This window comes from Corallococcus sp. AB049A (assembly GCF_003668885.1).
GTDB classification, from domain to species: domain Bacteria; phylum Myxococcota; class Myxococcia; order Myxococcales; family Myxococcaceae; genus Corallococcus; species Corallococcus interemptor.
Map to the genome: position 1 here is coordinate 1 of NZ_RAWL01000011.1, position 22,518 is coordinate 22,518.

Here is a 22,518-nt window from a genome sequence, read left to right on the forward strand (position 1 = left end):
AGATGTGTAAAAGAGACAGGGCAGGGGCAGCACGGCAGGACGGGCGGTACGGGGCGGTACGGCACACCACACAGACACTTCATCCTCGGAGAACGAAGACCATGGCGACCAAGACCCAGAAGCAGACCATCCAGCGCAAGGCCCGTCAGGTGAAGGCGAAGACGGTCAAGGCCGTGTCCAACGCGGGCAAGCAGGCCAGGCGCGTGCAGGTGACGCTCGGCGACCTGATCGCCGCGGCCTTCGACACCGTGGGCGGCGAGGCTCGCAAGGTGGCCAAGGTTGTTTCGTCCACCGACATGACGCTGGCGACCGGCAAGCACATTGTCTTCGTGGGGTGATGCTTCCGCCGGCCGGGCGCGGACGACATCAGGGAATCCACTCCAGGGCCAGGTGAGCGACGTGAAATCCATTCTCATCCCCGGACGCAACTGCTGGACGCGTTCGGAAACGCATGACGCGGGCGTGCTGGTGGACGCCCGGGCTTATTACCGGGAGCTGTACAGGGCCATCCGGAAGGCCCGCCGCTCCATCGTCATCACCGGTTGGCAGTTCGACAGCGACGTGACGTTGCTGCGCGGTGAGGACCTGGAGGAGGCGAACGGCGGCGAAGTCCGGCTGCTGCCGCTGCTGGATCAGATGTGCCGGGAGAACCCGGAGCTGCACGTCTACATCCTCGCGTGGGACTTCAGCATGCTGCTCGCCATGGAGCGCGAGTGGATGCAGAACGTGCTCTTCAACTGGACGACGAACGAACGGCTGCGCTTCCGCTTCGATTCCTCCAGTCCGCTGTACGGCGCGCATCACCAGAAGCTCGTCGTCATCGACGGCGTGATGGCGTTCACCGGCGGCATGGACGTGTGTGACTGCCGCTGGGACGACCGGGACCACCCCGCGCGCTCGAAGCTGCGCTGCGACTCCGGCCGCGACCCGCACGGGCCGTACCACGACGTGCAGACGGTGCTGACAGGCCCCGCGGTGAAGCCGCTCGCGGAGCTGTTCGAGGCGCGCTGGGCGCACTCGGGTGGAGGGGAGATCCACCTGGAGCCCGTGCACCGCGACGACCTGACTTTCGAAGCGACGATGCCCGCGCCTCCGGGCCCGGTGGCCATCAGCCGCACGTTTGGAAAAACCATCCTGCCGCCTCAGGACGAGGTGCAGGAGATCCGCGCGCTGTACGTGGACGCCATCGCCGCGGCCGAACGCTTCATCTACATCGAGAACCAGTACTTCTCCTCACGCGCCATCTACGGCGCGCTCGTCAAACGCATGCGCGCGGCCGGACGGCCCCGGCTCCAGGTGATGCTGGTGCTGCCCCGTCAGCCAGAGGCGCTGCGCGAGCAGATCGCCATGGGCGTGGCCCAGGTGCGCCTGCTGCGCGCGCTGCGCGAGGTGGCCTCCGAAACGGGCCACGGCTTCGCGGTGTACGGCTCGGCGGCCACGGACGAGGACGGCTCGGACGTGTTCACGTACATCCACTCGAAGGTCCTCATCGTGGATGACACGTTCATGACCATCGGGTCCGCGAACACCACCAACCGCAGCCTGGGGTTGGACTCGGAACTCAACCTGAGCTGGGAGGCTCGGGCGCCCGGGGACGAGGTGTCGCGCGCCATCCGCCGCGTGCGCGTGTCGCTGATGGCGGAGCACGTGGGCCTGGCCGGCGTGGCCGCGCTGCGCCCGCTGGTGACCGCGACGCACCTGGTGGAGACGCTGGACGCGCTGGCCCAGGCGGGACAGCACCGGCTGCGGCCGCACCCGCTGGAGACGGTGTTCGACCAGAACCCCCTCTTCAAGCCGCTGGAGCCGGAGGAGTTCCTCATCGACCCGGAGGAGTCGGTGCTGGACGAGTCCCTCTTCGAGGCCCTGCACAAGGGCGACGACGGCCTCTTCGCCTCGGGCGTGCGCCTCTTGTCCCGGCTGCTCGTGGGCAAGTCGTGCGAGGCCGCGCGGCGGCACAGCGCCATCCTGCCCTGCGCTCCGGTGCAGGAGGAGGAGGGCGGGGCCTTGAGCTAGCGGCGGGCGAAGTCCACGCCCACGCCAGCACCCGCGCTCACGCCGCGCACCAGCGTGCCGTCCGGCTGCGGGAAGGTCACCGTGCTGCCGGCACCCCAGACGTACATGGCGGGCAGCACGCGCTGGCGGAACTCCGCCGCCACCGAGTAGCGGGGCTTGTCTCCCAGGCCCACCACCACCACGCGCGCGATGCCTCGCGACTCGCCGCCCGGGCTGCTGAAGCTCAGGGACAGGTCGCCGTCCGCGCGGCCGAAGGCGGAGTACTCCACGGCGCCGCTGGCCACGACCTCCGCGGAGTCCGGCCCGTCGCCTCGCGCCACGGACAGCTCCAGGTAGCCGGAGAAGTCCTTGGGCACGCGCTGGTCGGACTGGGGCTCCTCGGAGAGGCCCACGGCGGAGAAGCGCGCCAGCTCATAGCCCGCGCCGAAGTAGCCGAAGCGGAAGCCGCCGCCCTGCCGGCGCCCCTGCGCGGTGACGCTGATCTGCGTGCCCTTGAAGTTGCCCTCGAACGCGACGCCCAGCAGGGCGCCCAGGTCCTGCGCACCGTCGTTGAGCCGCGCGCCGCCGGCGACCAGGGCCCACGAGCGCAGCCGCTCACCCTTGTACATGGCGAACTCGCCGCCCACCGACGCCACCGTGGCCGCTGGCGTGACGCCGCCGGCCTCGCCGAAGTCGTGCGCCGCGGACGCGCGCACCAGGTAGCGGTCGAAGTTGCCCTCGCTGTCGCTGGCGATGCGGCCGATGTCCAGCAGCAGCTCGCCGGAGAACACGCGCGCCGCGAGCACGTCGCTGGCCAGGAGCTGCACGCGCGCGGGCCCCGCGGTGAACGACAGCGTGCCGCCCGCCGGGTGGTAGTTCGGGTTGAGCTGGTTGTCGTAGCGGTTCACCAGGTAGCCGCGCCCCAGCGACTCCTCCAGGAACGGCTGCACGCGCAGGCCGAAGCGGCCGGACTCGTCGCCAATGCGCAGCAGGCGCACCACCTGTCCGTAGTCGCTGCGCTCGTCCCAGTCCTCGCGCCGCAGCCACGCGCCATAGTCCTGGTCCTTCTGCTTCGGCGCGTTGTCCAGCAGCCGGAAGCGCAGCGGCGCGCCCAGCATGAACGCGAAGTCCTCGCCGCCATCCACGCCCAGGGACGGGTACGCGTAGCCGAACAGGTCCTGCTCTCCGCCCCGCGTCCCGGACGGGAAGCTCAGCGGCCCCACCTCCAGGAGCGCCCGGAACCCGATGCCGCCCTCCGACGAACCCCCCGAACTCCCCGGCGCGGAGTACGACTCCTGCGGCGGATCATTGGGGACCTCCTCGATGGTGGAGGACTGGGAGTGAAGCAGTGCGAGGAGGGCCGCGAAGGGAGCACCAGTCATTGGTGCTCACTCTAGTTGGCGAGCCGCGCAGTGGACAGACGAATACCCGGGACGGCCCGCGCGGAGCGGGCTTTCCCGGGTATCCGCCCTCGCGTGGGGGCGATGACTAGTTCGTGGGATCCGGCGTGGCGCCCGACTCCACCTTGGAGCTGTCCGTGCTGGAGTCGTCCGTGTCGGCGTTGAGGGCGCCGGACCCGGTCTCGCCGCTCACGTCCTTCACGTCGCTCTTGCCCTCGGTGGCGGTGCTGCCGGAGCCGCCGGTGCCGCCGAGGTTGCCCTCGGTGCCCAGGTTGCCCTTCTCATTGGAGTCGCGGTTCTGGTTCACCGCGCCGGACGGGGACTGGGTGTCACCCAGCTCCGTGGGCGTGTTCTGCTGCACGTCCCACTTCTGGCCGTCCTTGGTCTTCACGGCCTCGTCCGGGGCGCCGGAGCCGCCGGTGGCCTCGCCCTCGTAGACGGTGGGCGCGTTCATGCGGTCGCGCTTCTCCAGGTCGCTGACGTTGCCCGTCTCACCGGGCAGCTCCTGGTTGGCGGAGTCAGAAGACGAGGAGTCGATGGACGAGGAGTCGAGGCTCCCGCTGGTGTCCGTGGTGCTGCCGGCGCTGCCGGAGCCGCCGATGGCGCCTGCCTCGGGCGACGAGGCCTCGCGGGTGTTGGCGTTGTGGCTGGCGCAACCGTACAGCGACAGGGCGGCGATCGCCGCGAACAGAGGGAGCTTCATGGGAAATCTCCGTGTGTGTCGGGTTTGAAGTCGGCTTCCAGAAATCTGGTTGCCCTTCCGACAGAGACAAGGACACACACGGTCCGCTGCCCCCCGACCCTTACCTGAGCGGCCGGGCAGCCGGGCGCTCAGGTGCCGGTCAGGTGACTCAGCCCTTCCGCTTCTTCTTCACCGAGGAGGTCCCGGTGTCGAGCGCGTCCGCCTTGCGCTTGTCGCCCGCCACCGCCGCCTCCTTGCTGGAGGACATGGCCTCGCCCTTGTCGTTCTTCGTGAAGAGGCGGTCCTCCTTGAGCAGCCGGTCCGGGCCGAAGGTCTGGTGCGCGTCGAAGAGGCGCTCGGCGCGCTTCGTGGGCTTGCCGTTCGCGTCCAGCGGCGTGTCGAAGCCGGTGCTGATCTTCGTGTTCTGCGTCCGGTTGCCCAGGCGCAGGTTGCCCGGCGCGTCGAAGGTGTCCTTCAGCACGTTCTTGTAGGCCCCGAAGCGCTTGTCCTGATCAGGCCCCTGCATGGCGGTGAGGGTGTTCTTGAGCGTCTCGTTGCGCTTGCCGGTGACCTGCGCCGGGGTCAGCTCTCCGTGGCGCTCCTCGAGCGTGGCGCGCGAGTAGCCCTGCATGCGGCCCGCGCCGGCGGCCTGCTGCGCCAGCCCCTTGCGCAGCTGCTTCTGGGCGTCGGCCACCTCCGCGGGGTCGGTGGCCGTCTTCAGCTTCTGCTGCGCGGCCTGGGTGTTCTTCACGCCCTCCTGGAACTGGAGCGTCTCGTGGTTGAAGACGTTCTGGCCGGTGCCGGAGGCGATGACGTGGTTGATGCTGGAGGCGGGCGCCTTGTTCTTCGGGCTCGTGGAGACCAGGGCCTCCTGCTCCGTCAGGGGCCGCCCGGACTTCTTCGCCGCGTTCGTGTACGTGGTGTGGGAGTCGCTGTACTGGGTCAGGCGCTCCAGCGCGTTCTGCGGCGTCTTCTCCGTGCCGTGCTTGCCGTAGTGCTGGAGCAACTGCTGCTTCTGCTTGTCGTTCAGGTCCGCGGTGGGGCCGTACTTCACCTGCTCGCCCACCTTCGTGGAGTTGTTGCCGACCTTGAACTGCGTCTGTCCCAGCTTGGGGCCAATGCCTCGCATGCGTCGCCTGCCTTCTATCGACGGGGCCCGGCCGGAGGGTGCGGCGGGTACACGTCATGGGGGAAGGGGCAGACTAGGGAAGCCGGGAGCGCCTGTCTTTGAGGAAGATCCCTGACGCCTCCAGGTGCCATCTCTTGAATTCTGAGCTGCTGGCACCCGCTTGACTACGGCTGTAGTCAGTCGTACCTTGCTTCTGACTACAGCTGTCGTCACGAAGGGCAGGGCGCATGAAGAAGCCGGTGGGAGAGCAGGAGCTGGCGGTGCTGCGGTACGTGGCCGAGCACGGGCCGGCGACGGTGGGCGAGGTGGCGGAGCGCTTCGGTGAGGCTCAAGGGCTGGCACGCTCCACCATCCTGACGGTGATGGAGCGGCTGCGGCTGAAGGGGCACCTGACGCGCTCGAAGGTGGACGGGGTGTTCCAGTACGCCTCGCCGGTGGCGCCGCAAGAGTTGTTGCGCGACGTCGTAGGGAACTTCGTGCAGCGCACGCTGAGCGGTTCGCTGTCGCCGTTCGTGACCTACCTGTCGGAGACGGAGGACGTGTCCGACGAAGAGCTCAAGCAGCTCCAGGACGTCGTGGCGCGCCTGCGCCAGAAGCGGAAGGAGTGAGTCCCGTGACGCCTCTCGTGACCTCGCCGTGGTGGTCGTCGTGGCCGGAGTCGGTGTGGCGCGCCTCGTGGCAGGGGGCGCTGTGCGCGCTGGCCGTGTGGCTGCTGGCCCGGACGCTGCCGCGCCTGCCCGCGGCCCTGCGCGCCGGCCTGTGGTGGCTGGTGGCGCTCAAGTTCGTGCTCACGCTGGGCTGGCCCAGGCCCATGCCGCTGGCGCTGTTGCCCGTGGATGCTGCCCCCGTGCAATTCCAGACGGTGCGTGCTCAATCCCAGACGCCGGAGACGGTGGTCGTGATGCGCACGGCGCCGGATGCGGTCGTGCGGACGCGGCTGTCTCCGCAAGGACAGACACCGGCCCCGTCGATGGGGGCGCGGGTGGCCTCCCTCCGCTCGCACCCGTGGACGGTGGGCGGTGTCTGGGCGCTGCTCGTCCTGTGGGGCGCGGGCGTGGCGTGGAAGGTGCGGGGGCACGTGATGGCATGGCGCCAGGTGCGGGGCATGCGGGAGCGCGCGCGGCCCCTGCGTCACCCGGTGCTGGAGGAGGAGGCGGAGTTCCTGGCGAACGAGGCGGGTTTGAGCCGTCCTCCCACGCTGCTCGTGTCGGACGAGGTCGTGAGCCCGCTGGCCGCGGGGCTGGTGTCGCCCGTCGTCGTGCTGCCCGCGAAGGCGCTGCGCGAGCTGCCGGAGGACTCGCTGCGCATGGCGCTGGCGCATGAGATCGCGCACCTGCGGCGCGGGGACCTGTGGCTGGGCTGGGTGCCGGCGCTGGCGGAGACGGTCCTCTTCTTCCACCCGCTCGCGCGCCAGGCGGCCCGGGAGTACGCGCTCGCTCGAGAAGAGGCGTGTGACGCGGAGGCGCTGCGCCTCACCGGCGCGGAGCCCGCGGACTACGGCGAGCTGCTCATCGCCTTTGGCATCACCCGGCCCCCGGGCAGCGCAGCGGCGCTCGGGGCGTCGGCCCACCTTCACGCGCTGCACAGGAGGCTCCGCATGCTGGAACATGTCGACGTCGTCCCCACCCAACCCCGCCGGTGGCTGAAGGGGGCGCTGTTCGCCCTCGGCGCGGTGGTCCTGATGCCCTTCCAGGTCGTCGCCAAGGCGCCCGCGGAGAGCACCGCCCCGGCCACGAAGGATGCGGCCCCCGCGTCCAAGCCCACCGTGACGGAGCACACCGCGCAGGCCTCCAACGCGAAGCCGTCGCCCGCGTCGAAGCCCACCGTGACGGAGCACACCGCGAAGGCGCCCGGCACGCCCGCGAATGCGCCGCCGCTGCCCGCGCTCCCCGCGCTGCCCCCTCCCACGCCGGGGAAGGCGACCACGCAGAGCACCACCCTGCACGTCGCGCCGCCTGCGGCGCCCGTGCCGCCCGCGCCTCCGACGCGTGGCGCGCTGCCTCCGGTGCCTACCGCGCCGCCCGCGCCTCCGACGCGTGGCGCACTGGCTCCGGTGGCGCCCGTGCCTCCGGTGGGTGGCCGGGTGGCTCCGGCGCCCATGGCCCCCATGCTCGCGGCCGCGCCGCGTCCCCCCGCGCCTCCCGCTCCGCCGGACCTGGACATCGAGGACGGCGACTCCTTCGCGTACCTCTCCGACGGCCGCACGATGATGGCCGGCTCCACGGACGACCTGTTCCTGGCGCGCACCTTCAAGCAGACGGGCAAGGACCTGCTCTTCGTGCGCCGCGACAACAAGCCCCTGATCATCCGCGACGCGAAGACGCTGGAGCAGGTGCGCAAGCTGATGGAGGACGACCGCAAGCTGGGCGACGCGCAGGGCGCGCTCGGTGAGAAGCAGTCGGCCCTGGGCGAGCAGCAGGCGGCGCTGGGCCAGAAGCAGGCGGACCTCGCCTACCCCATGTCGCAGATCGCCGCGAAGCACGCCGCCATCGCGTCCAAGCGCGCGGAGATCGCCATGGAGCGCGCCCGGCTCCACTCGCTCGCGGACGGCCCGGAGCGCGACCGCAAGGAAGCGGAGCTCGACAAGCGCGACGCCTCCTTCGACCAGGAGCTGGAGGGCCTGGACAAGCAGCAGGAGGAGCTCAGCAAGAAGATGGAGGCGCTCGGCGAGGAGCAGGAGAAGCTGGGGGAGAAGCAGGCCGAGCTCGGCGAGCAGCAGGCGAAGCTGGGCGAGCAGCAGGCGGCCAGGAGCCGCGAGAACATGAAGAAGGTCATGGCCGTCATCGACGAGGCCATCCGCAAGGGCCTGGCCGAGCCCCTGCCCACCTGAGGACGGAGGGCGCGGCCCACCGGTGACGGCGCACGCGGGGGTTCCCTATACCGGGACCCGGTGTGAAGCCTGTCTCGGAGGTCGCCATGTCCGCCGCCGTCCCGCAGCACACGTCACGCACCACCATCGACATCCTGGTGCGCCGGGTCCGTCAGGGCTCGAGCGCGTGGGCGAAGCTTTCCCTGCCGGAGCGCATCCGGCTGCTGGAGGACCTGCGCCAGGCGTATGTCGGCATCGCGGAGCCCAGCGTCCGGGCGGCCTGCGAGGCGAAGGGAATCGACCCCGGCGGGCCACTCGCGGGTGAGGAGTGGCTCGGCGGGCCCATGGTGGTGGTGCGCAACCTGCGGCTGCTGTCGGAGTCGCTGAAGGACATCCAGAAGCACGGCGTGCCCGTCATCCCGCGCAAGCACCTGCGCACGCTGGAGGACGGGCGGCTCGCCGCGAGGCTGTTTCCCCGCGACCGGCTGGAGGGGATGCTGCTGCCCGCCACCACGGGCGAGGTCTACTTCCAGCCCGGCGTCACCGCGGACAACCTGCGCGACCACCAGGCGTCCTTCTACAAGAAGCCCCACAAGGGCCGGGTCTGCGCGGTGCTGGGCGGCGGCAACGTCAACTCCATCCCGCCGCTGGACTGCCTCTACAAGCTCTTCGTCGAGGGCACCGCCTGCGTGCTCAAGATGAACCCCGTCAACGCGTACCTGGGCCCGTTCCTGGAGCAGGCCTTCGCTCCGCTCATCGCGCGCGACGCGCTGGCCATCATGTACGGTGGCGCGGAGGAGGGCGCGCAGCTGGTCCACCACGACGCGGTGGACGAGGTGCACATCACCGGCAGCGACAAGACGCACGACGCGCTGGTGTGGGGCCCGCCCGGCCCGGAGTCCGACGAGCGCCGCCGGAAGAACGAACCACTGCTCGCGAAGCGCGTCTCCAGCGAGCTGGGCAACATCTCCCCGGTGGTGGTGGTGCCGGGGCCGTACTCGGACGGCGAGCTGCGCTTCCAGGCGGATGACATCGCCGGCATGGTCGCCAACAACGCGTCCTTCAACTGCAACGCGGCGAAGCTGCTGGTGCAGCCCAAGGACTGGGCCCAACGCGGCCCGCTGATGGACCGCATCCAGATGAGCCTGGGCCAGGCGCCCGTGCGCCGCGCGTACTACCCGGGCGCGCAGGAGCGCTGGCGCCAGTTCACCGACGCGCGCGCGAACCTGCGCCTCGTCGGCAACCCCGGCGAGGGCGACCTGGCCTACGCGCTGATTCCAGACGTGGATCCGTCCAAGACGGACGACCGCGTGTTCCACCACGAGCCCTGGTGCACGGTGCTGTCGGAGACGGGCCTGCCGGGCTCCGACGAACCGGTGGCCTTCCTGGAGGCGGCGGTCGCGTTCCTCAACGAGAAGGTGTGGGGCACCCTCAACGCGATGCTCATCGTCCACCCGAAGACGATGCGCGACCCGAGGGTGCGTGAGGCGGTGGAGAAGGCGGTGCGGGACCTGCGCTACGGCACGGTCGCCCTCAACACCTGGCCCGCGGCGGGCTACGCGCTGGGCAGCATGCCCTGGGGCGGCCATCCGTCCGCGTCGCCCCGGGACATCCAGAGCGGGCAGGGCTGGGTGCACAACACGTTCATGCTGGAGTCCATCGAGAAGTCCGTCCTGCGCGCTCCGCTCACCTCCCTCATCCCGCCCCCGTGGGTGCCAGGTCATAAGAGCATGGCGACGCTGTCCCGCCGGTTGATGGAATTCGAGCAGTCCCCGTCCTGGTGGAAGCTGCCCGGTGTCGCCCTGGCCGCGCTGCGCCGCTAGGGGCAGGCGGGGAGGCGGGGAATCGGGAGGCTCGTGGTAGGTAGGGGGCCATGGCATCCAGGTACGCGCAAGAGGGTGGGCAGTCGCTCCAGCAGGGTCAGCCCGCGGAGGCGGTGAAGGCCTTCCAGAAGGGCCTCTCCATTGATCCGAAGGACGTGGACTGTCTGATGGGCCTGGTGCGCACCCACCTGAGCACCGGCGCCGCGAAGGAGGCGGAGAGCGCCGTGACGCGCCTGTTGCAGGTGCAGCCGGACAACACGGAGGCGCAGGCGCACCTGGCCATGCTCAAGGCGCAGGCCGGGGACCCGGTGGCGCTGGTGACGCTCAAGGCGCTGGCCGCCGCGCCCACCGCCGGCTACTTCGAGCGCTTCAACCTGGGCACGCTGCTGGCCGAGCGCGGCGACCTGGCGGGCGCGAAGGCCGCCTTCGAGGCCGCGCAGGTGGTGGCGCCCCACAGCGTCTACCCGCACTTCGAGCTGGGCCGCATCGCGATGCTGCGCAAGGACTCCGCCGCGGCGGCGGTGCACTTCCAGCAGGCCGCGGCGCTGGCGCCCCAGGAGGCGCTGCCGCACCTGATGCTGTCGCGCGCGCACGCGGCGAACGGCGCCATCGGGGCGGCCATCGCGGCGTCCACGCGGGCCCTGGAGCACGCGCAGGGCCGCACGCGCGTGGCGGTGTTGCAGGACCTCTTCCGCCTCTACCTCCAGGCCAGCAGCAAGGACGCGGCCCGCCGCACCATCCTGGAGCTGCGCGAGCTGGACCCCTCGCAGGTCCGCTACGTCCACCTGCACGGCCTGGCCTGCATGCTGGCCGGTGAGCTGGAGGAGGCGAAGGCGCTCTTCGCGGAAGCGCTCCAGCGCGCGCCGAACCAGTGGGACATCCGCCACTCGCTGGCGCAGGCGCACGAGGCGCTGGGCGAGCGCGCCGAGGCCCGCAAGCTGTTGGAGGAGATTGTCGCGGTGGTGCCCCAGGAGCCCGGCCCCACCAACGACCTGGTGCGCCTGTTGATGGGAGACCAGGACCACGCGCGCGCCCGCGTGCTGCTGGAGCGGGTGCTGGAGGCGAACCCCCAGGACGCGCTCACGCACCTGAACCTGGCGCGCGCTACCCAGCCGTTCGACCGGGCGGAAGCCACCAGGCACGCCCGGCAGGCGCAGTCGCTGGGCGCGGACGCCGCCGTGAAGGACCAGGCGGCGCAGCTGCTGACGGAGCTGAGCGGCTGACGCACCCCGTCTTCCCCCAGCCCGGGGCCGTGCCTACCTTCAGGCCCGGTCCAAGGGGGGCGTGATGCGCAAGGCGGAGCAGGCACTCATTGAACAGCTGGAAGCGCGCTTCCGGGAAGTGACGCGGCTGCTCTACACGACGTCCATCCCCGCGCCGGTGCTGGACGCGGAGCTGATGCCGATGATCGCGGAGGACGTCACCTTCACGGACCCCTGGCAGAAGGGGGGCGGCAAGGAGACGTACCGCAAGGGCGCGGCGGGCTTCCACTGCATGTTCCGCTTCGACTTCGACATCTACCAGCTCAACGTCCAGCTGGAGCCGGACGGCAAGAGCGGGCGGGCCATCGTGGACGGGGTGATGAACCTCAAGCAGTTCGCGTGGCTCTACACGTACCCGCTGCGCACCATCCTCGTTTACGACTTCACGCTCCAGCGCGGCGAGGACGGCGGCGAGGTGCTGCCGCTCATCCACGCGCACGAGGAGATGTGGAGCTTCGGCGACATGATCGCCAACGTGCCCGGCGTGGGCGCGCTCTACGAACGGTTCCGCAACGCCTTCAGCGTGGGCTTCCTGGCGGCATCCGCGGTGTGCGGGCGCCTCAAGCGGGGATGAGCCTTTCCGCCTGAAGCTGCTTCATCAGCGCGACCATGGCCTCCGTGCTGTCCAGGTGCATCTCCTGGAAGCCGAAGCGGCGGGCCTTGTTCACGTCGAAGAACGCGTCGTTCTCCACGCCGAAGATGAAGTCGCCGAAGGCCCAGTTGGCCAGCTTCTTCAGGCCGTGCGGATGCAGGCCATGGCGCTGCGTCAGCGCCTCCCAGACGGGGGATTTGTCCCGCATCGCCTCCGTGAGGGAGAAGGGCTGCGGATCCGCGCACGGGATGCCGAACGCGTCCGCGATGCGCGGGAAGACCTGGCTCCAGCGGAAGACGTCGCCGTTGGTGATGTTGAAGATTTCGCCCGCGCAGGCCTCGTTGAGGGCGGACCACTCCATGGCCTTGGCCAGCACGGTGGCGTCCGTCACGTTGGCCAGGATGGAGTACGCGCGAGGCGTGGAGGGGAAGCGCAGCGGGACGCGCAACGCCTTGCACAGCGACGCATACACGCCAATGAGGTTGCCCAGGTTCATGGGGTTGCCCACGGCCAGGCCCATCATCATGTCGGGCCGCAGGGCGGTCCAGCTCCAGCGCCGGCCCTGGGACGCGTCGCGCAGGAAGTCCTCCTGGTCGTAATAGAAGTTGGGAGGGAAGTGACGAGGGTCCGTCTCCTTCGCGGGCGTCTTGTAGAGGCCGAACTGCGCGCCGTACGCCTTGCCGCCCTGGATGAAGGACACGTGGCGGAAGCCCGGAGCGTGCCGCTCCAGCGCCTCCACGGTGTTGCGCAGCAGCGACACGTTGATGCGCGTGAGGTCCGAGGCGTCCGGGTGCTCCTGGTAGGCCGCGAAGAAGACGTGGGTCACGTCGCGCAGCCACTCCGACGCGCTGGCGAGCGAGTCCGGCGACATCAAGTCCAGCGACTTCACCTCCGCGCGCGTGGCGAAGTCCGGCGCGCGGCGCGACACGGCCTTCACCTTCCAGTCCGGCCGCGTGTCCAGGTACGTGAGCAGGTTGCGGCCAATGATGCCGGTGGCGCCCAGCACCAGCGCCGTGTACTTCGTCGTCATGTGAAGACCCTCAATTCAATCGCTCAGCGCTTGATGCGAGTTTTGCGCCCCTTCGCCGGCGTTGTGGGCCGTTGCTTCTCGACGATGGCTGACTTGGCGTAGATGCCGCGTCCCTCACTGCTACCCTGGAACTCGATCGTATCGGTGAGCACAACAGTGCCGTGCTTGTTCAACAGGGTGAGTTCTTTTGAGATTGCTTCGTCGATGAGGTGCTTCTGGACGATACGAAGGCGCTTCTTCTTGGCTTTGGCGTTGCTTACGAGATAGCCGTAATGGAAGTAGCGAGCGCCTTGAGCGATACGTGCATGCTTGGGGTTTTCAATGCCGCGGAGCACATCCGAAATTCGTGCGGAATCAAGGTGGTTCTTTAGTCGATTCCGTAGGTTGAGCGTTTCGCCGATGTAGAAGGGGGTGGAGCTTTCGCCAAACCTCCGAGCGAAGTAGTAGACGCCTGCCCTCTCCTCAATGCTCTCAAGGTCGGTAGCCGTGTACTTCTCAAGCTTGTTCTTGGAGAGCAGGATGGGTTTCTGCCAGTCGATAATGATGTTCATTTCTGTCCTGGGCGGGATGGTGAGCTTGCGTTGTGAGTGTTGGTTTTGTCGCTGTCGGCTGAACTGTCCGCGTCCCTCTCTAGCTGTGCTTGTCTATCCACGCGGGACAGTCGTTGATCAGGATACGGGTTACCTCTAGCGCTACAGCAAGAGTGGCCATCCTCAGGCTGCGGAAGTCCTTGCGTCCCAACGTAGCCACTTCGCGCAAAGTGGCGCTAAAATTGCGCAGTTCGCTCGTGAGCAGGGCCAATTCTCCCGAAAGTCGCCTGCTTCACCGCAGCCACCGTCTGTCTGACGCCGTCCTTCATCACCATCTCGAAGGTGGCTTCGCACTCGTGCGCGTCTCAGTCGCCAATAGGCTGGCGAAGTATTGCCTTGAAACGCGGCTCCAATCCAGCCGGTTCGGGCCCTTGAGCGCTGAGTCAAACTAGCAAGTGAATGGATCCTCATGCGCGCTGTCTTCATTCCAGTAGCCAGTGCGCACAGAGAGGAATTGCTCAATGGCATTCATGTCCTGCATGCCAGGTGCGAGTTGGAGACCCATGGCGTCAAGTATCGCAGTCATATTGAGCTTTCGGTGCTCCTCAAGTTCTTCGTATGAGCAGAGGAGTTGAAGCGGGACCTCGGGGGCGTCTTCAGGCTCAGGGCTGTTGAGCATGGCGGAAGCGAATTGCCGTAGTTGCTGACCCGTTAAGAGGGCAATTTCTTCAGTCTGTGTACGCCGATAGTTATGGGTGATAGAAAAGACTGCCGCAAGAATGTGCCAGTCGAGCCATCCGCGACGCCTCAGTTCCTCGATAACGCGCACGAATGTCGGCTCGCGTCGCAGTCTTGGAAGCGTCCTGCTAAGGACCCTCGTATATGTAGTGTATCTGCTATGGAGACGGTCTTGCAGGGTCTCACCTCTAATCTTCTCGATTCTTGCGCTCCGCCAACTCAGTTCAACCGAGGATGTGGGAGGAACATCCAATCGTGCGTCTGGAGCGCAGAAGGAGCGTCGCTCCTCTTCCGCGAAGATATCTGGCGTGTACAGGGATAAAAACAGGTTGCTAAAGGGACTTGCTACGAACACTTTCCCGGTAATGCCGTCGCGGAAGGATGAGTCGAGTAACTTCAGGAAATCGGCGCGGGGAAGGAGAGCTAGTTCTCCAAGTATTTGCACTGCCAAGGCGAAAACATCAGAAGCCAAGTATCCTTCGGGCCTTGAAGGCGTTACCTTTGGGATTTGGACCCGCCAGTGGTTCGCATCAGTGCCCGAAAGTCGCTCCACTTCGGGAGTTTCTGTCCCAGCCAACTCAGCAAAGATGGTCGCAGTGGTAGGCAAAATGTACATCTCGTAGTCCGAGAACTCTGCGAGGACCATTTGAAGCGTGCTCGCCAAACCCTCCGCTGCACATGAAGCTTCACGTGTGTTACTGAATTGAAGACTCCACGTCACGCCGAGGGCTGCCCACTTGATCGTCCGTGTGTGCCCCGTGTCGCCGAATGCCCCTGAAGTCAAATCCTCTTGCAGCGACTTGCGCAGCGCATCGTCGGACTTTCCGTTCCACTCGTTCATATATCTAGCGAGAGAACCCTTGATGTAGCTTGCGAGCCCCGCCGCTTCGGCGAATTCCCAAAGAGCCTTGCTGCAACGTGAGTCGGCCCCAACGCTACACGCAATAATCGTTGCGAAGCGCTGGACGCAGGCGGCCATGTCGCCATGAATGTCCAGATCTCCGGGCTCGTGCCGGAGCGCGGTGTGAGTCGATACGACCAGAGGCATAAGCGCTCCGTGAGAGAACCAAGCGCCTTGCGCGTAGTCGGCTTCGGTCACCTTCAAGAGCGATGCTGGAAGCAGTTGGGCGACGGCATCATCCTTTGCGGTCGCTGCCAAAATTGTAGCAGCGAGCGCGTAGTACTTTGCGGCCGCAGGAAGTCGTAGCTGCAAATAGCAGTCGGCGATCAGTCGCATCGCGAGAACAGACGCGCCGAGCGTTCCATGGGCGAACCAGTCAATTTTCGCCCGGTGCAAATCACGCAGAGCCATCCGGATGCGTCCTGCCTTCGCCGACACCAGTGCGCGCTGATAGCAACGGTTTGCACCAACGGCCTTGCCGTGTCGTAGGCTGACCTCACGGTCGATAATTTCCGTCAGCTTCGAGTAGGCGTTGAGGTCGGACACGTGCTCTGCGCAGGCCGTGAGAACTTCTGAAAAGCGGTCCAAGGGAAAGAGCGGCGCCTTGGGCAGGTGCGCTGCAAACTGGAGCCACCATCGGACCGCCTCATCGAACTTGGCGGGGAGGTCCATGCCGTGCGTGACTCGCAGGCACAAATCGCCTCGGTTCTGGAGGAGAAGACACCGGTCATTCTCGGAGCGTGTACTTGCTAGTCGCCGCTCAATCTCAGATTGGAGGCTGGCCGCCCAGGTGGACAGCTTAATCTCATCGATATGCAGTGCTCCTGCGAGAACACCGCCGTGGCAATAAGCGAGAAGGAGGACTGCGTCGTCAATGTCGACGAGGTCGGCGGATGATGTGGCCGCTGTGAAGAATGCTTCGATATGGCCGACACAGTCATCGGCGGCGCCAAGTCCTCGGATACTTGCCACGGAGAGCTCGTACCTCACCTTCCGCTGCAAAGAGGCCGGCTGGTCGGCAGACAGGTACCGCTCCAGGCGGGCTCGCCAAATGAGAATGTCCGCGCGGACCTCCTCATTATAAGTGGCGTAGCGTGCCGCCTGCTTCAGTTCGATGAAGTTCGCGAAGGTCAGCGCCTCTGACTCCTCTGTTTCGTGCTTAAGGAGCTTCCGATACCAGTCAGGGGCGTCGCTGGAGACCTCGGGCAGAATCTCCGACGGAATGCTCAAGTAGCGAGCGGCAATCCAAAAGTGCTTCCGTTGTGCGAGCAGTTCGGAAATGGCTTGGCCATCGAAAATTTCCAAATCGATGCCGAAATTCTCTGCTGCGGTTGTCTTCAGCTTGTTACGCTTCGCGACCGGGAGATCATGCGGAGAGAAGCAATAAACTAGACTGCCTGGGAATCCAGAGTCTCGGATCCGCTTTAGATCAGACTTCACCTTCAATGGAAGTTCGCGCTCCAAAGTACAGATAAATGCGATCCTGATATTCCCGTCGGTGCCGAGAAATCCTGTCGCATGTTTCCCGGCTGATTGCAGGAAGGTACGAAAAGTCTCGAAGTCTCGGCCTTGGTCTCCACCCGAAGACACTGGGCCCGTCGCTGGAAGAATATGAGGACAGATAGCGCCTCGTGCCAAATGTCGGCACAAGTGCTCGAATTCATGGTGGCCGTTCTTTGCCGATAGCTGGGCTAACTGGAACCGCACGTAATCAGCGATTTGGTCTGGAGTGGCCATCTTGGAGTTTTAGACCATAGGACAAACAGGGGTTCTATGGAGAGTGAGGCGTGGTTGAGATCTAGAGCCGACGGGAGAGGACCGCTTGCAGGTCTCCCGGCTGTGCGCCTTGCTGGACTAGGGACCGTGCTGACTGTTGGTACGAATTGGTCACTTCGGATCTTCCACGAGGAAGTCTTCCCTTGGGATGCAGCTGGAGATCGGAGGGAAATGACCAAGTATTATTACCGGCCGAACAGGCCGCGCTTCTTCGCCGGCTGCGCCTGTCCGCCCAGTCGTGACAGCCGCTGGCCCAGGATGCGGCTCATCTCCAGCGCGACGGCGGGATTGGCCATCATCACGCCGCGGAAGTCCTCGCGGCCCACGGCGGCCAGCTCGCACGGCGTGGACGTGACGGCGGTGGCGTTGCGAGGCTCGCCCGTGAGCAGGGCCAGCTCTCCGAAGAAGCCGCCCTGCTTCACCGTGGCCATCGTCTGCCGCGAGGCGTCCTTCATCGCCACCTCGCCGGAGATGACCACGTAGAACGTCTCGCCCGCGTCGCCCTGGCGGAACAGCTCCGTGCCCGCGGGCGTCTGGAGCAGCTCCGCGCCGCGCGCCACCGCCTCCAGCTCTCCGTCACTCAGGGGTGCCAGGAAGTCCAGCTTGCGCAGGGTCGTCGCCAGCGACGACGCCACGCCCGCGCCCAGCGGCGGCTCCGACGTGAGGAACTCCACCGCCTTCGCCACCTGCGTGCGGCGCGCCACGAGGATGACGTTGTGGCCGGCCTTCAGCTGCGTGTTGCCCTCCGGCAGCGCGGTGTGGCCCTGCGGATCCACCATCGCGATGAAGATGCACTCGCGAGGAAAGCCCTCCATGCCGCGCACCTGCGCCACCGTCTGCCCCGCCACCCGGGCGCGCACGGGAATGGCCAGCTCGAACAGGAGCGCATCACCGCTGCTGAGCGGCAGCGACCCGGACACCTGCGGGAAGTCGATGGCGGTGGTCATCTTGGAGACCACCACGTCCGCCTCCGCGACCAGCTCCTTCACGCCGGCCAGCCGGTACGCGTCGCGGTAGCTCGTGTCCAGCATCCGCACCATCAGGCGCGCGCTGGACGTGGAGCGCACCAGCATGGCGAACGCCAGGTTCGCCGGGTCGTGCGCCAGCACCGCCGCCGCCACGTCCGCGGTCCCGATGCCCGCCGCCTCCAGCACGCGCGGGTTGGTGGCATCCCCGCACACCGTCACCACGCCCACCTCGTCGAAGAGGCGCGCGCAGATGCCCGCGTCGCGTTCGATGACCGTCACCGTGTGCTGCTCCGACACGAGCCGCGCCGCCAGCGCGCCGCCCACCCGTCCTCCCCCCGCGATGACGATCCTCATGACGCCTTCTGCTCCTTGCCTTCCATGTTCGCGTGGCCGCCGTGCAGCACCTTCTCCAGGTCCAACATCCGCGCGTCCAGGTGCGCCAGCATCTCCTCCGCCGTCGCCTCCGGAATCAGCCCGTTGCGCCGGGCGCCCTGCAACGCCGTGCGCTCCGCGTCGATGAGCCGCCTGCGCGTGCTCAAGAGGTCCTTCGCCCCTTCCGCCAGGTGCTGCTCGCTGATGCGCCGCAGCTCCCGCTCCGCCCGGGCGATGTTCACCTGGTACTCGCTGCGCAGGTGCTCATAGGCCGCGCGCGGCAACAGCCCCTGCGTATGCAGGGCCTCCAGCTCCACGTGCGCCGCGCGGCTGGCGATGAGCTTGCCGCGCTGCTCCGCCATCTCCAGCGCCACCGCGTCCTGCTGGAACAGCCCCAGCGCCTTGAGCGCGCCCGTGAGCATCAACCCCTGGCCCACCATGGACACCAGCGTGACGCCGAACGCGATGGAGACAATCTGTTCGCGCGCGGGCGTGGACTCCGGAAGACCCAGCGCCAGACCAATGGACAGCGCGCCCTTGATGTTGCCCAGCAGGAACACGTGCTGCCAGCGCAGCGGGATGGACTCCGCGGGCTTGAACATGCGCAACAGCAGGAAGGGCAGGTAGATGGCCACCGCGCGCCCCACCACCACCGCGACCACCGCCATGCCCACGCCCGGCAGGTGCCCCTGGAGCGCCTCCGGCCGCGTGTCCAGGCCCACGGAGAGGAAGAGGAACGTGTTGACGCCGAAGGTGGCGTACTCCCAGAAGGAGTGGATGGCCACCTGGCTCTGCGGCGGCACCTCCCGCCGCAGCGTCACGCCCACCGCCAGGCCCGCCACCACCGCGGAGATGGCGCCCGACAGGTGCACCTCTTCCGCCATCACGTAGGACGCCAGCGCCACCGCCGTCGTCACCATGATCTCCGCGAGCGGATCCTCCGCGCGCCGGATGATGAAGCCGCCCAGCAGGCCCAGCGCCAGGCCCACCACCGCGCCGCCTATCGACGCGAGCAGCACGTGGCCGCTCAAGGAGCCCAGCGAGGGCGCCGCGCCGCCCGCCACCACCGCCGCGATGGCCGTGTACGCCACCAGCGCGGTGCCGTCGTTGAAGAGGCTCTCGCCCTGGATGATGCCCGCCAGCCGCCCGGGCACCGGCGCGCGGCGGAACGCGTAGAGGATGGACACCGTGTCCGTCACCGCGAGGATGGAGCCGAGCAGCAGCGCGGGCCCCCACGCCAGGTGCAGCATCCAGTGCAGCGAGGCGCCGGTGGCGCCAATGGCCAGCACCATCCCCAGCGTGGACAGCAGGCCAATGGGGACCGCGTTCGCGCGGATGCCATTGAGGTCCGCCATGATGCCGCCCTCGAAGAGCAGCAGGGGAAGGCAGATGAGGAAGACCACCTGCGGGTTGAGCGGGGGCACGCCCGGCAGCAGGTGTGCGACGGAGATGAGCAAGCCACCAAGCACCAGCGCGACGTTGTACGGCACGCTGGCCCGCTTGGCGGCGATGGCAAGCGCGATGGCCGCCACCATCAAGCCAATTAAAATAGGTACTTCCAGCAGCACGGCGACTCCACTGGGACCAAGGGAGGGCGCGAAGTTTTCCAGATTCATGCGGACCGTGCACGGCCACCGTCCGCTTTTCGTCGCCGGAGGTCCGCGTGGTACAGCAGCGGCCCTGATGAAATCCGGCTCGCTGGACACCCTGGTGCTCTCCGTCACGGCCCTGCGCAAGACGTACGGCGGCCGGGCGGCCGTGGATGGCATCTCCTTCCATGTGCGCCGAAACGAAATCGTGGGGCTGTTGGGACCCAACGGCGCGGGCAAGAGCACCACCATCAACATGCTCCTGGGCGTGCTCCAGCCCACCTCCGGCACCATCGCCATCGAGGGCACGGACCTGGAGACCCAGCGGGTCAAGGCCCTGTCCCGCACCAACTTCGCCGCCGTCTACTCGCCCCTGCCCGGCAACCTCACCGTGGCGCAGAACCTGCGCGTCTTCGGCCTCATCTACGGCGTGAAGGGGCTGTCCGCCCGCATCGAGTCCCTGCTGGAGCAGTACGACCTGAAGCGCTTCCGCGACACCAAGTGCGGCGTGCTGTCCTCTGGCGAGCAGACGCGCGTGTCCCTGGCCAAGGCCATGCTCAACGAGCCCCGCCTGCTCCTGCTGGACGAGCCCACCGCGTCGCTGGACCCGGCCACCGCGCTGGACATCCGCACCCGCATCAAGGCCTTCGCCGCGCAGGGCGACAGCAGCGTGCTGTGGACGTCCCACAACATGTACGAGGTGGAGTCCGTCTGCGACCGCGTCCTCTTCCTGGCGCGCGGCCGGGTGCTGCTGGAGGGAGACCCCAGGACGCTGCCCCGAGAGCACGGCAAGGCCACGCTGGAGGAGCTGTTCATCGCCGTGGCCAACGAACCGCTGTCGCTGGAGAGGAGCGAAGCGCCATGAACCTGGACCACGTCGCGGGCATCGCGCTGCGCCAGTTCTATCTCTACAGGGGCAACTTCGCGCGCGTGGTTCCGCTGTTCGCCTGGGTGGCCGTGGACATGGTGCTGTGGGGCTTCATGACCCGGTACCTCAACGAGGTGGCCTCCTCCGGCTACGACTTCGTGCCGGCGCTGCTGGGCGCGGTGCTGCTCTGGGACTTCTTCGCGCGCGTGATGCAGGGGCTCACCACGGGCTTCTTCGAGGACGTCTGGTCGCGCAACTTCCTCAACGTCTTCGCCACGCCGCTCACGCTGCCGGAGTACGTGGGCGGCCTGGTGGTGACGAGCATCGCCACCAGCGCCATTGGCCTCGTCGTCATGCTGCTGTTGTCCACCACGGTGTTCGGCCTGTCCTTCGCCGCGTACGGAGCGCTGTTCATCCCCTTCGTGATGGTGCTGTTCCTCTTCGGCATCGCGCTGGGCATCCTGAGCAGCGCGATGGTCTTGAGGTTGGGGCCCGCGTCGGAGTGGTTCGTCTGGCCCATCCCCAGCCTGCTGTCCCCGTTCGTGGGCGTCTTCTATCCGCTGTCCACGCTGCCGGAGTGGATGCAGTGGGTGGCGAAGCTGTTGCCCCCGTCCTACGTCTTCGAGGGCGTGCGCACGCTGGTGGCCGGCGGCGAGTTCTCCGGCGCCACGCTCGGGTGGGGCTTCGCGCTGGCGCTCCTGGACATCGTGCTGGCGGCCTGGGTCTTCCAGCGCGTCTACCGCTACGCGGTGCGCACGGGCCTGCTGGCCCGCTACAGCGCGGAGAGCGTGAGTTAGCGCCGCACGCGCAGGAGCAGGTCCTTTTTCGGGCCGCACTCGCCCCGGCCGTCGCAGTTGCTGGTGGTGACGTACAGGTGGCCGTCGGGGCCCATCAGCACGTCGCGCAGGCGGCCCCAGGTGTCGCGCAGGTACACCTCGTGCTTCGCCACGCGCCGGGGCTCGTTCGCATCGAACTCCACCCGGTGCAGGTGCTTGGACTTGAGCGTCCCCACCAGCAGCGACCCCGTCCACTCCGGGATGGCGCTGCCCGTGTAGACTGCGGCGCCGCCCGGGGGGGCCGCGTCGTCGAAGGTGAGCGACGGGGTGATGCGCCCGGCCTGCGTCTCGCACGAATAGATGCCGGGCCAGCCCAGGTTGTCGCCCGCCTTCACCACGTTCACCTCGTCGTGGCCAAAGCGCATCGTCTCACCGCTGGGGCCGTGGTCGGTGACGTACAGCGTGGTGGCGTCCTTCCAGTCAAAGCCTTGCGTGTTGCGCACGCCCGTGAGGAACGCGGGTGAGTTGGGAAAGGGGTTGTCCTGGGGCACCGCGCCGTCCGGCGTCAGGCGCAGCAGCTTGCCCGCGGGGTTCATCACGTCCTGGGACAGGTCCGGGTCGCGCGAATCGCCCGTGCCCACGTACAGCATGCCGTCCGGCCCGAAGCGCAGCCGCCCGCCGTCGTGGTACTTCGCGGACGGGATGCCGCCGTAGATGACGCGCTCGAAGGTCGCGCTCGTGCCGTCCGGCGACAGCGTCCATCGCTCCACCCGGTTCTGCGCCTTCCCGTCCGCCTGGGTGGTGACGTACAGGTAGAACCAGCGGTTCGTCGCGAAGTCCGGGTGCGCGGCGATGCCCAGGAGGCCTCCTTCCCCGTTGGCCGTCAGGGGCAGCGTGGCCACGGCGCCCGGCTGCAGCTGGCCTCCACGCAGCAGGCGCACGCGGCCGGGCCGCTCGGTGATGAGCGCGTCGGCGGCCGAGCCTGGCGTGCCCGGCAGGAAGGCCACGCCCCAGGGGACCTCCAGCCCTTCGGCCACCACGTCCACGGTGACGGGCGCGCTGCCGTCCTGGCCCCAGCCGTCCTCCATCAGGACGCAGTCCGCGGCGGAGGCCGTGCCCTGCGCCTGGCTCCTGCGGCAGCCGGAGGCGGAGGCGGTGAGCACCACGAGGGCGGACAGGAGCAGGCGGCGGGAGCGCATGCGGACAATCTAGCGTTGGTGAACGGGGCCTACCGACCCGGAAGGGGGGCAGGCGAGCGCATTCCCGACCGGGAGACGGTGC

At 67.8% G+C, this 22,518-nt stretch carries 18 protein-coding genes; 9 read left to right on the forward strand and 9 right to left on the reverse strand.

Annotation, left to right across the window (positions count from 1 at the left end; translation table 11 throughout):
* Window positions 1–101: 101 nt before the first annotated feature.
* Complete coding sequence (locus D7X55_RS02340; protein ID WP_120547079.1) at window positions 102–338, forward strand: chaperonin; 237 nt, start codon at window positions 102–104, stop codon at window positions 336–338.
* Between the two features lie 52 nt (window positions 339–390).
* Entirely contained in the window at window positions 391–2,013 is a 1,623-nt protein-coding gene (locus tag D7X55_RS02345; protein ID WP_120547078.1) for a phospholipase D-like domain-containing protein, read from the forward strand.
* On the opposite strand, the gene D7X55_RS02350 is transcribed toward D7X55_RS02345, so the two are convergent.
* The 3 genes from D7X55_RS02350 to D7X55_RS02360 form a co-directional block, all read right to left on the reverse strand.
* On the reverse strand, window positions 2,010–3,374 hold the full coding sequence (locus D7X55_RS02350; protein ID WP_120547077.1) for a hypothetical protein: 1,365 nt from the start codon (window positions 3,372–3,374) through the stop codon (window positions 2,010–2,012). The two genes, D7X55_RS02345 and D7X55_RS02350, sit on opposite strands and share 4 nt — an antisense overlap.
* Before the next feature lie 106 nt (window positions 3,375–3,480).
* Complete coding sequence (locus D7X55_RS02355) at window positions 3,481–4,095, reverse strand: hypothetical protein (RefSeq protein ID WP_120547076.1); 615 nt, start codon at window positions 4,093–4,095, stop codon at window positions 3,481–3,483.
* Window positions 4,096–4,243: 148 nt separating this feature from the next.
* Complete coding sequence (locus D7X55_RS02360) at window positions 4,244–5,203, reverse strand: hypothetical protein (protein WP_120547075.1); 960 nt, start codon at window positions 5,201–5,203, stop codon at window positions 4,244–4,246.
* Between the two features lie 227 nt (window positions 5,204–5,430).
* On the opposite strand from D7X55_RS02360, the gene D7X55_RS02365 reads away from it, so the two are divergent.
* From D7X55_RS02365 to D7X55_RS02385, 5 genes are all read left to right on the forward strand, one after another.
* Window positions 5,431–5,811 (forward strand): BlaI/MecI/CopY family transcriptional regulator, encoded by a 381-nt coding sequence (locus tag D7X55_RS02365; RefSeq protein WP_120547074.1) that lies wholly within the window; start codon window positions 5,431–5,433, stop codon window positions 5,809–5,811.
* 5 nt (window positions 5,812–5,816) lie between these two features.
* Window positions 5,817–8,033, forward strand: a complete 2,217-nt coding sequence (locus D7X55_RS02370; RefSeq protein ID WP_121722093.1) for a M56 family metallopeptidase — start codon at window positions 5,817–5,819, stop codon at window positions 8,031–8,033.
* Window positions 8,034–8,119: 86 nt separating this feature from the next.
* Complete coding sequence (locus D7X55_RS02375; RefSeq protein WP_120547072.1) at window positions 8,120–9,835, forward strand: aldehyde dehydrogenase; 1,716 nt, start codon at window positions 8,120–8,122, stop codon at window positions 9,833–9,835.
* Window positions 9,836–9,885: 50 nt separating this feature from the next.
* Complete coding sequence (locus tag D7X55_RS02380) at window positions 9,886–11,058, forward strand: tetratricopeptide repeat protein (protein ID WP_121722094.1); 1,173 nt, start codon at window positions 9,886–9,888, stop codon at window positions 11,056–11,058.
* A 64-nt stretch (window positions 11,059–11,122) separates the two neighbouring features.
* Window positions 11,123–11,671: a hypothetical protein gene (locus D7X55_RS02385; RefSeq protein WP_121722095.1), complete on the forward strand. Its 549-nt coding sequence runs from the start codon at window positions 11,123–11,125 to the stop codon at window positions 11,669–11,671.
* On the opposite strand, the gene D7X55_RS02390 is transcribed toward D7X55_RS02385, so the two are convergent.
* The 5 genes from D7X55_RS02390 to D7X55_RS02405 form a co-directional block, all read right to left on the reverse strand.
* The gene (locus D7X55_RS02390; RefSeq protein ID WP_121722096.1) at window positions 11,658–12,719 is read right to left on the reverse strand and encodes an SDR family oxidoreductase; all 1,062 of its coding nucleotides are present in this window, start codon (window positions 12,717–12,719) and stop codon (window positions 11,658–11,660) included. The two genes, D7X55_RS02385 and D7X55_RS02390, sit on opposite strands and share 14 nt — an antisense overlap.
* Window positions 12,720–12,742: 23 nt before the next feature.
* On the reverse strand, window positions 12,743–13,270 hold the full coding sequence (locus tag D7X55_RS02395) for a hypothetical protein (protein WP_121722097.1): 528 nt from the start codon (window positions 13,268–13,270) through the stop codon (window positions 12,743–12,745).
* 427 nt (window positions 13,271–13,697) lie between these two features.
* A complete protein-coding gene (locus D7X55_RS42800) occupies window positions 13,698–16,625 on the reverse strand; it encodes a hypothetical protein (protein ID WP_147470006.1) in 2,928 nt (975 codons plus the stop codon).
* A 224-nt stretch (window positions 16,626–16,849) separates the two neighbouring features.
* Window positions 16,850–17,986 carry a cyclic nucleotide-binding domain-containing protein gene (locus tag D7X55_RS02400; protein ID WP_120547068.1) on the reverse strand — a complete coding sequence of 379 codons (1,137 nt, stop codon included), beginning with the start codon at window positions 17,984–17,986 and terminating at the stop codon, window positions 16,850–16,852.
* Complete coding sequence (locus tag D7X55_RS02405; protein ID WP_120547114.1) at window positions 17,983–19,572, reverse strand: sodium:proton antiporter; 1,590 nt, start codon at window positions 19,570–19,572, stop codon at window positions 17,983–17,985. The genes D7X55_RS02400 and D7X55_RS02405 overlap by 4 nt, the downstream gene beginning before the upstream one ends.
* 115 nt (window positions 19,573–19,687) lie before the next feature.
* Between D7X55_RS02405 and D7X55_RS02410 the strand changes: the two genes are divergently transcribed.
* The gene (locus D7X55_RS02410) at window positions 19,688–20,458 is read left to right on the forward strand and encodes an ABC transporter ATP-binding protein (protein ID WP_121722098.1); all 771 of its coding nucleotides are present in this window, start codon (window positions 19,688–19,690) and stop codon (window positions 20,456–20,458) included.
* Complete coding sequence (locus D7X55_RS02415) at window positions 20,455–21,258, forward strand: ABC transporter permease (RefSeq protein WP_121722099.1); 804 nt, start codon at window positions 20,455–20,457, stop codon at window positions 21,256–21,258. Before D7X55_RS02410 ends, D7X55_RS02415 begins: the two co-directional genes overlap by 4 nt.
* On the opposite strand, the gene D7X55_RS02420 is transcribed toward D7X55_RS02415, so the two are convergent.
* Complete coding sequence (locus D7X55_RS02420) at window positions 21,255–22,436, reverse strand: sorbosone dehydrogenase family protein (protein ID WP_121722100.1); 1,182 nt, start codon at window positions 22,434–22,436, stop codon at window positions 21,255–21,257. The genes D7X55_RS02415 and D7X55_RS02420 overlap by 4 nt on opposite strands.
* Window positions 22,437–22,518: the final 82 nt, after the last annotated feature.

Excerpts from the sequence above, each read along its gene's own strand:
- D7X55_RS02395 (WP_121722097.1), bottom strand. The coding sequence starts at position 13,270 with ATGAACATCATTATCGACTGGCAGAAACCCATCCTGCTCTCCAAGAAC.
- D7X55_RS02415 (WP_121722099.1), top strand. The coding sequence starts at position 20,455 with ATGAACCTGGACCACGTCGCGGGCATCGCGCTGCGCCAGTTCTATCTC.
- D7X55_RS02385 (WP_121722095.1), top strand. The coding sequence starts at position 11,123 with ATGCGCAAGGCGGAGCAGGCACTCATTGAACAGCTGGAAGCGCGCTTC.
- D7X55_RS02355 (WP_120547076.1), bottom strand. The coding sequence starts at position 4,095 with ATGAAGCTCCCTCTGTTCGCGGCGATCGCCGCCCTGTCGCTGTACGGT.
- D7X55_RS02420 (WP_121722100.1), bottom strand. The coding sequence starts at position 22,436 with ATGCGCTCCCGCCGCCTGCTCCTGTCCGCCCTCGTGGTGCTCACCGCC.
- D7X55_RS02350 (WP_120547077.1), bottom strand. The coding sequence starts at position 3,374 with ATGACTGGTGCTCCCTTCGCGGCCCTCCTCGCACTGCTTCACTCCCAG.
- D7X55_RS02380 (WP_121722094.1), top strand. The coding sequence starts at position 9,886 with ATGGCATCCAGGTACGCGCAAGAGGGTGGGCAGTCGCTCCAGCAGGGT.
- D7X55_RS02410 (WP_121722098.1), top strand. The coding sequence starts at position 19,688 with ATGAAATCCGGCTCGCTGGACACCCTGGTGCTCTCCGTCACGGCCCTG.
- D7X55_RS02340 (WP_120547079.1), top strand. The coding sequence starts at position 102 with ATGGCGACCAAGACCCAGAAGCAGACCATCCAGCGCAAGGCCCGTCAG.
- D7X55_RS42800 (WP_147470006.1), bottom strand. The coding sequence starts at position 16,625 with ATGGCCACTCCAGACCAAATCGCTGATTACGTGCGGTTCCAGTTAGCC.
- D7X55_RS02360 (WP_120547075.1), bottom strand. The coding sequence starts at position 5,203 with ATGCGAGGCATTGGCCCCAAGCTGGGACAGACGCAGTTCAAGGTCGGC.
- D7X55_RS02365 (WP_120547074.1), top strand. The coding sequence starts at position 5,431 with ATGAAGAAGCCGGTGGGAGAGCAGGAGCTGGCGGTGCTGCGGTACGTG.
- D7X55_RS02375 (WP_120547072.1), top strand. The coding sequence starts at position 8,120 with ATGTCCGCCGCCGTCCCGCAGCACACGTCACGCACCACCATCGACATC.
- D7X55_RS02390 (WP_121722096.1), bottom strand. The coding sequence starts at position 12,719 with ATGACGACGAAGTACACGGCGCTGGTGCTGGGCGCCACCGGCATCATT.
- D7X55_RS02400 (WP_120547068.1), bottom strand. The coding sequence starts at position 17,986 with ATGAGGATCGTCATCGCGGGGGGAGGACGGGTGGGCGGCGCGCTGGCG.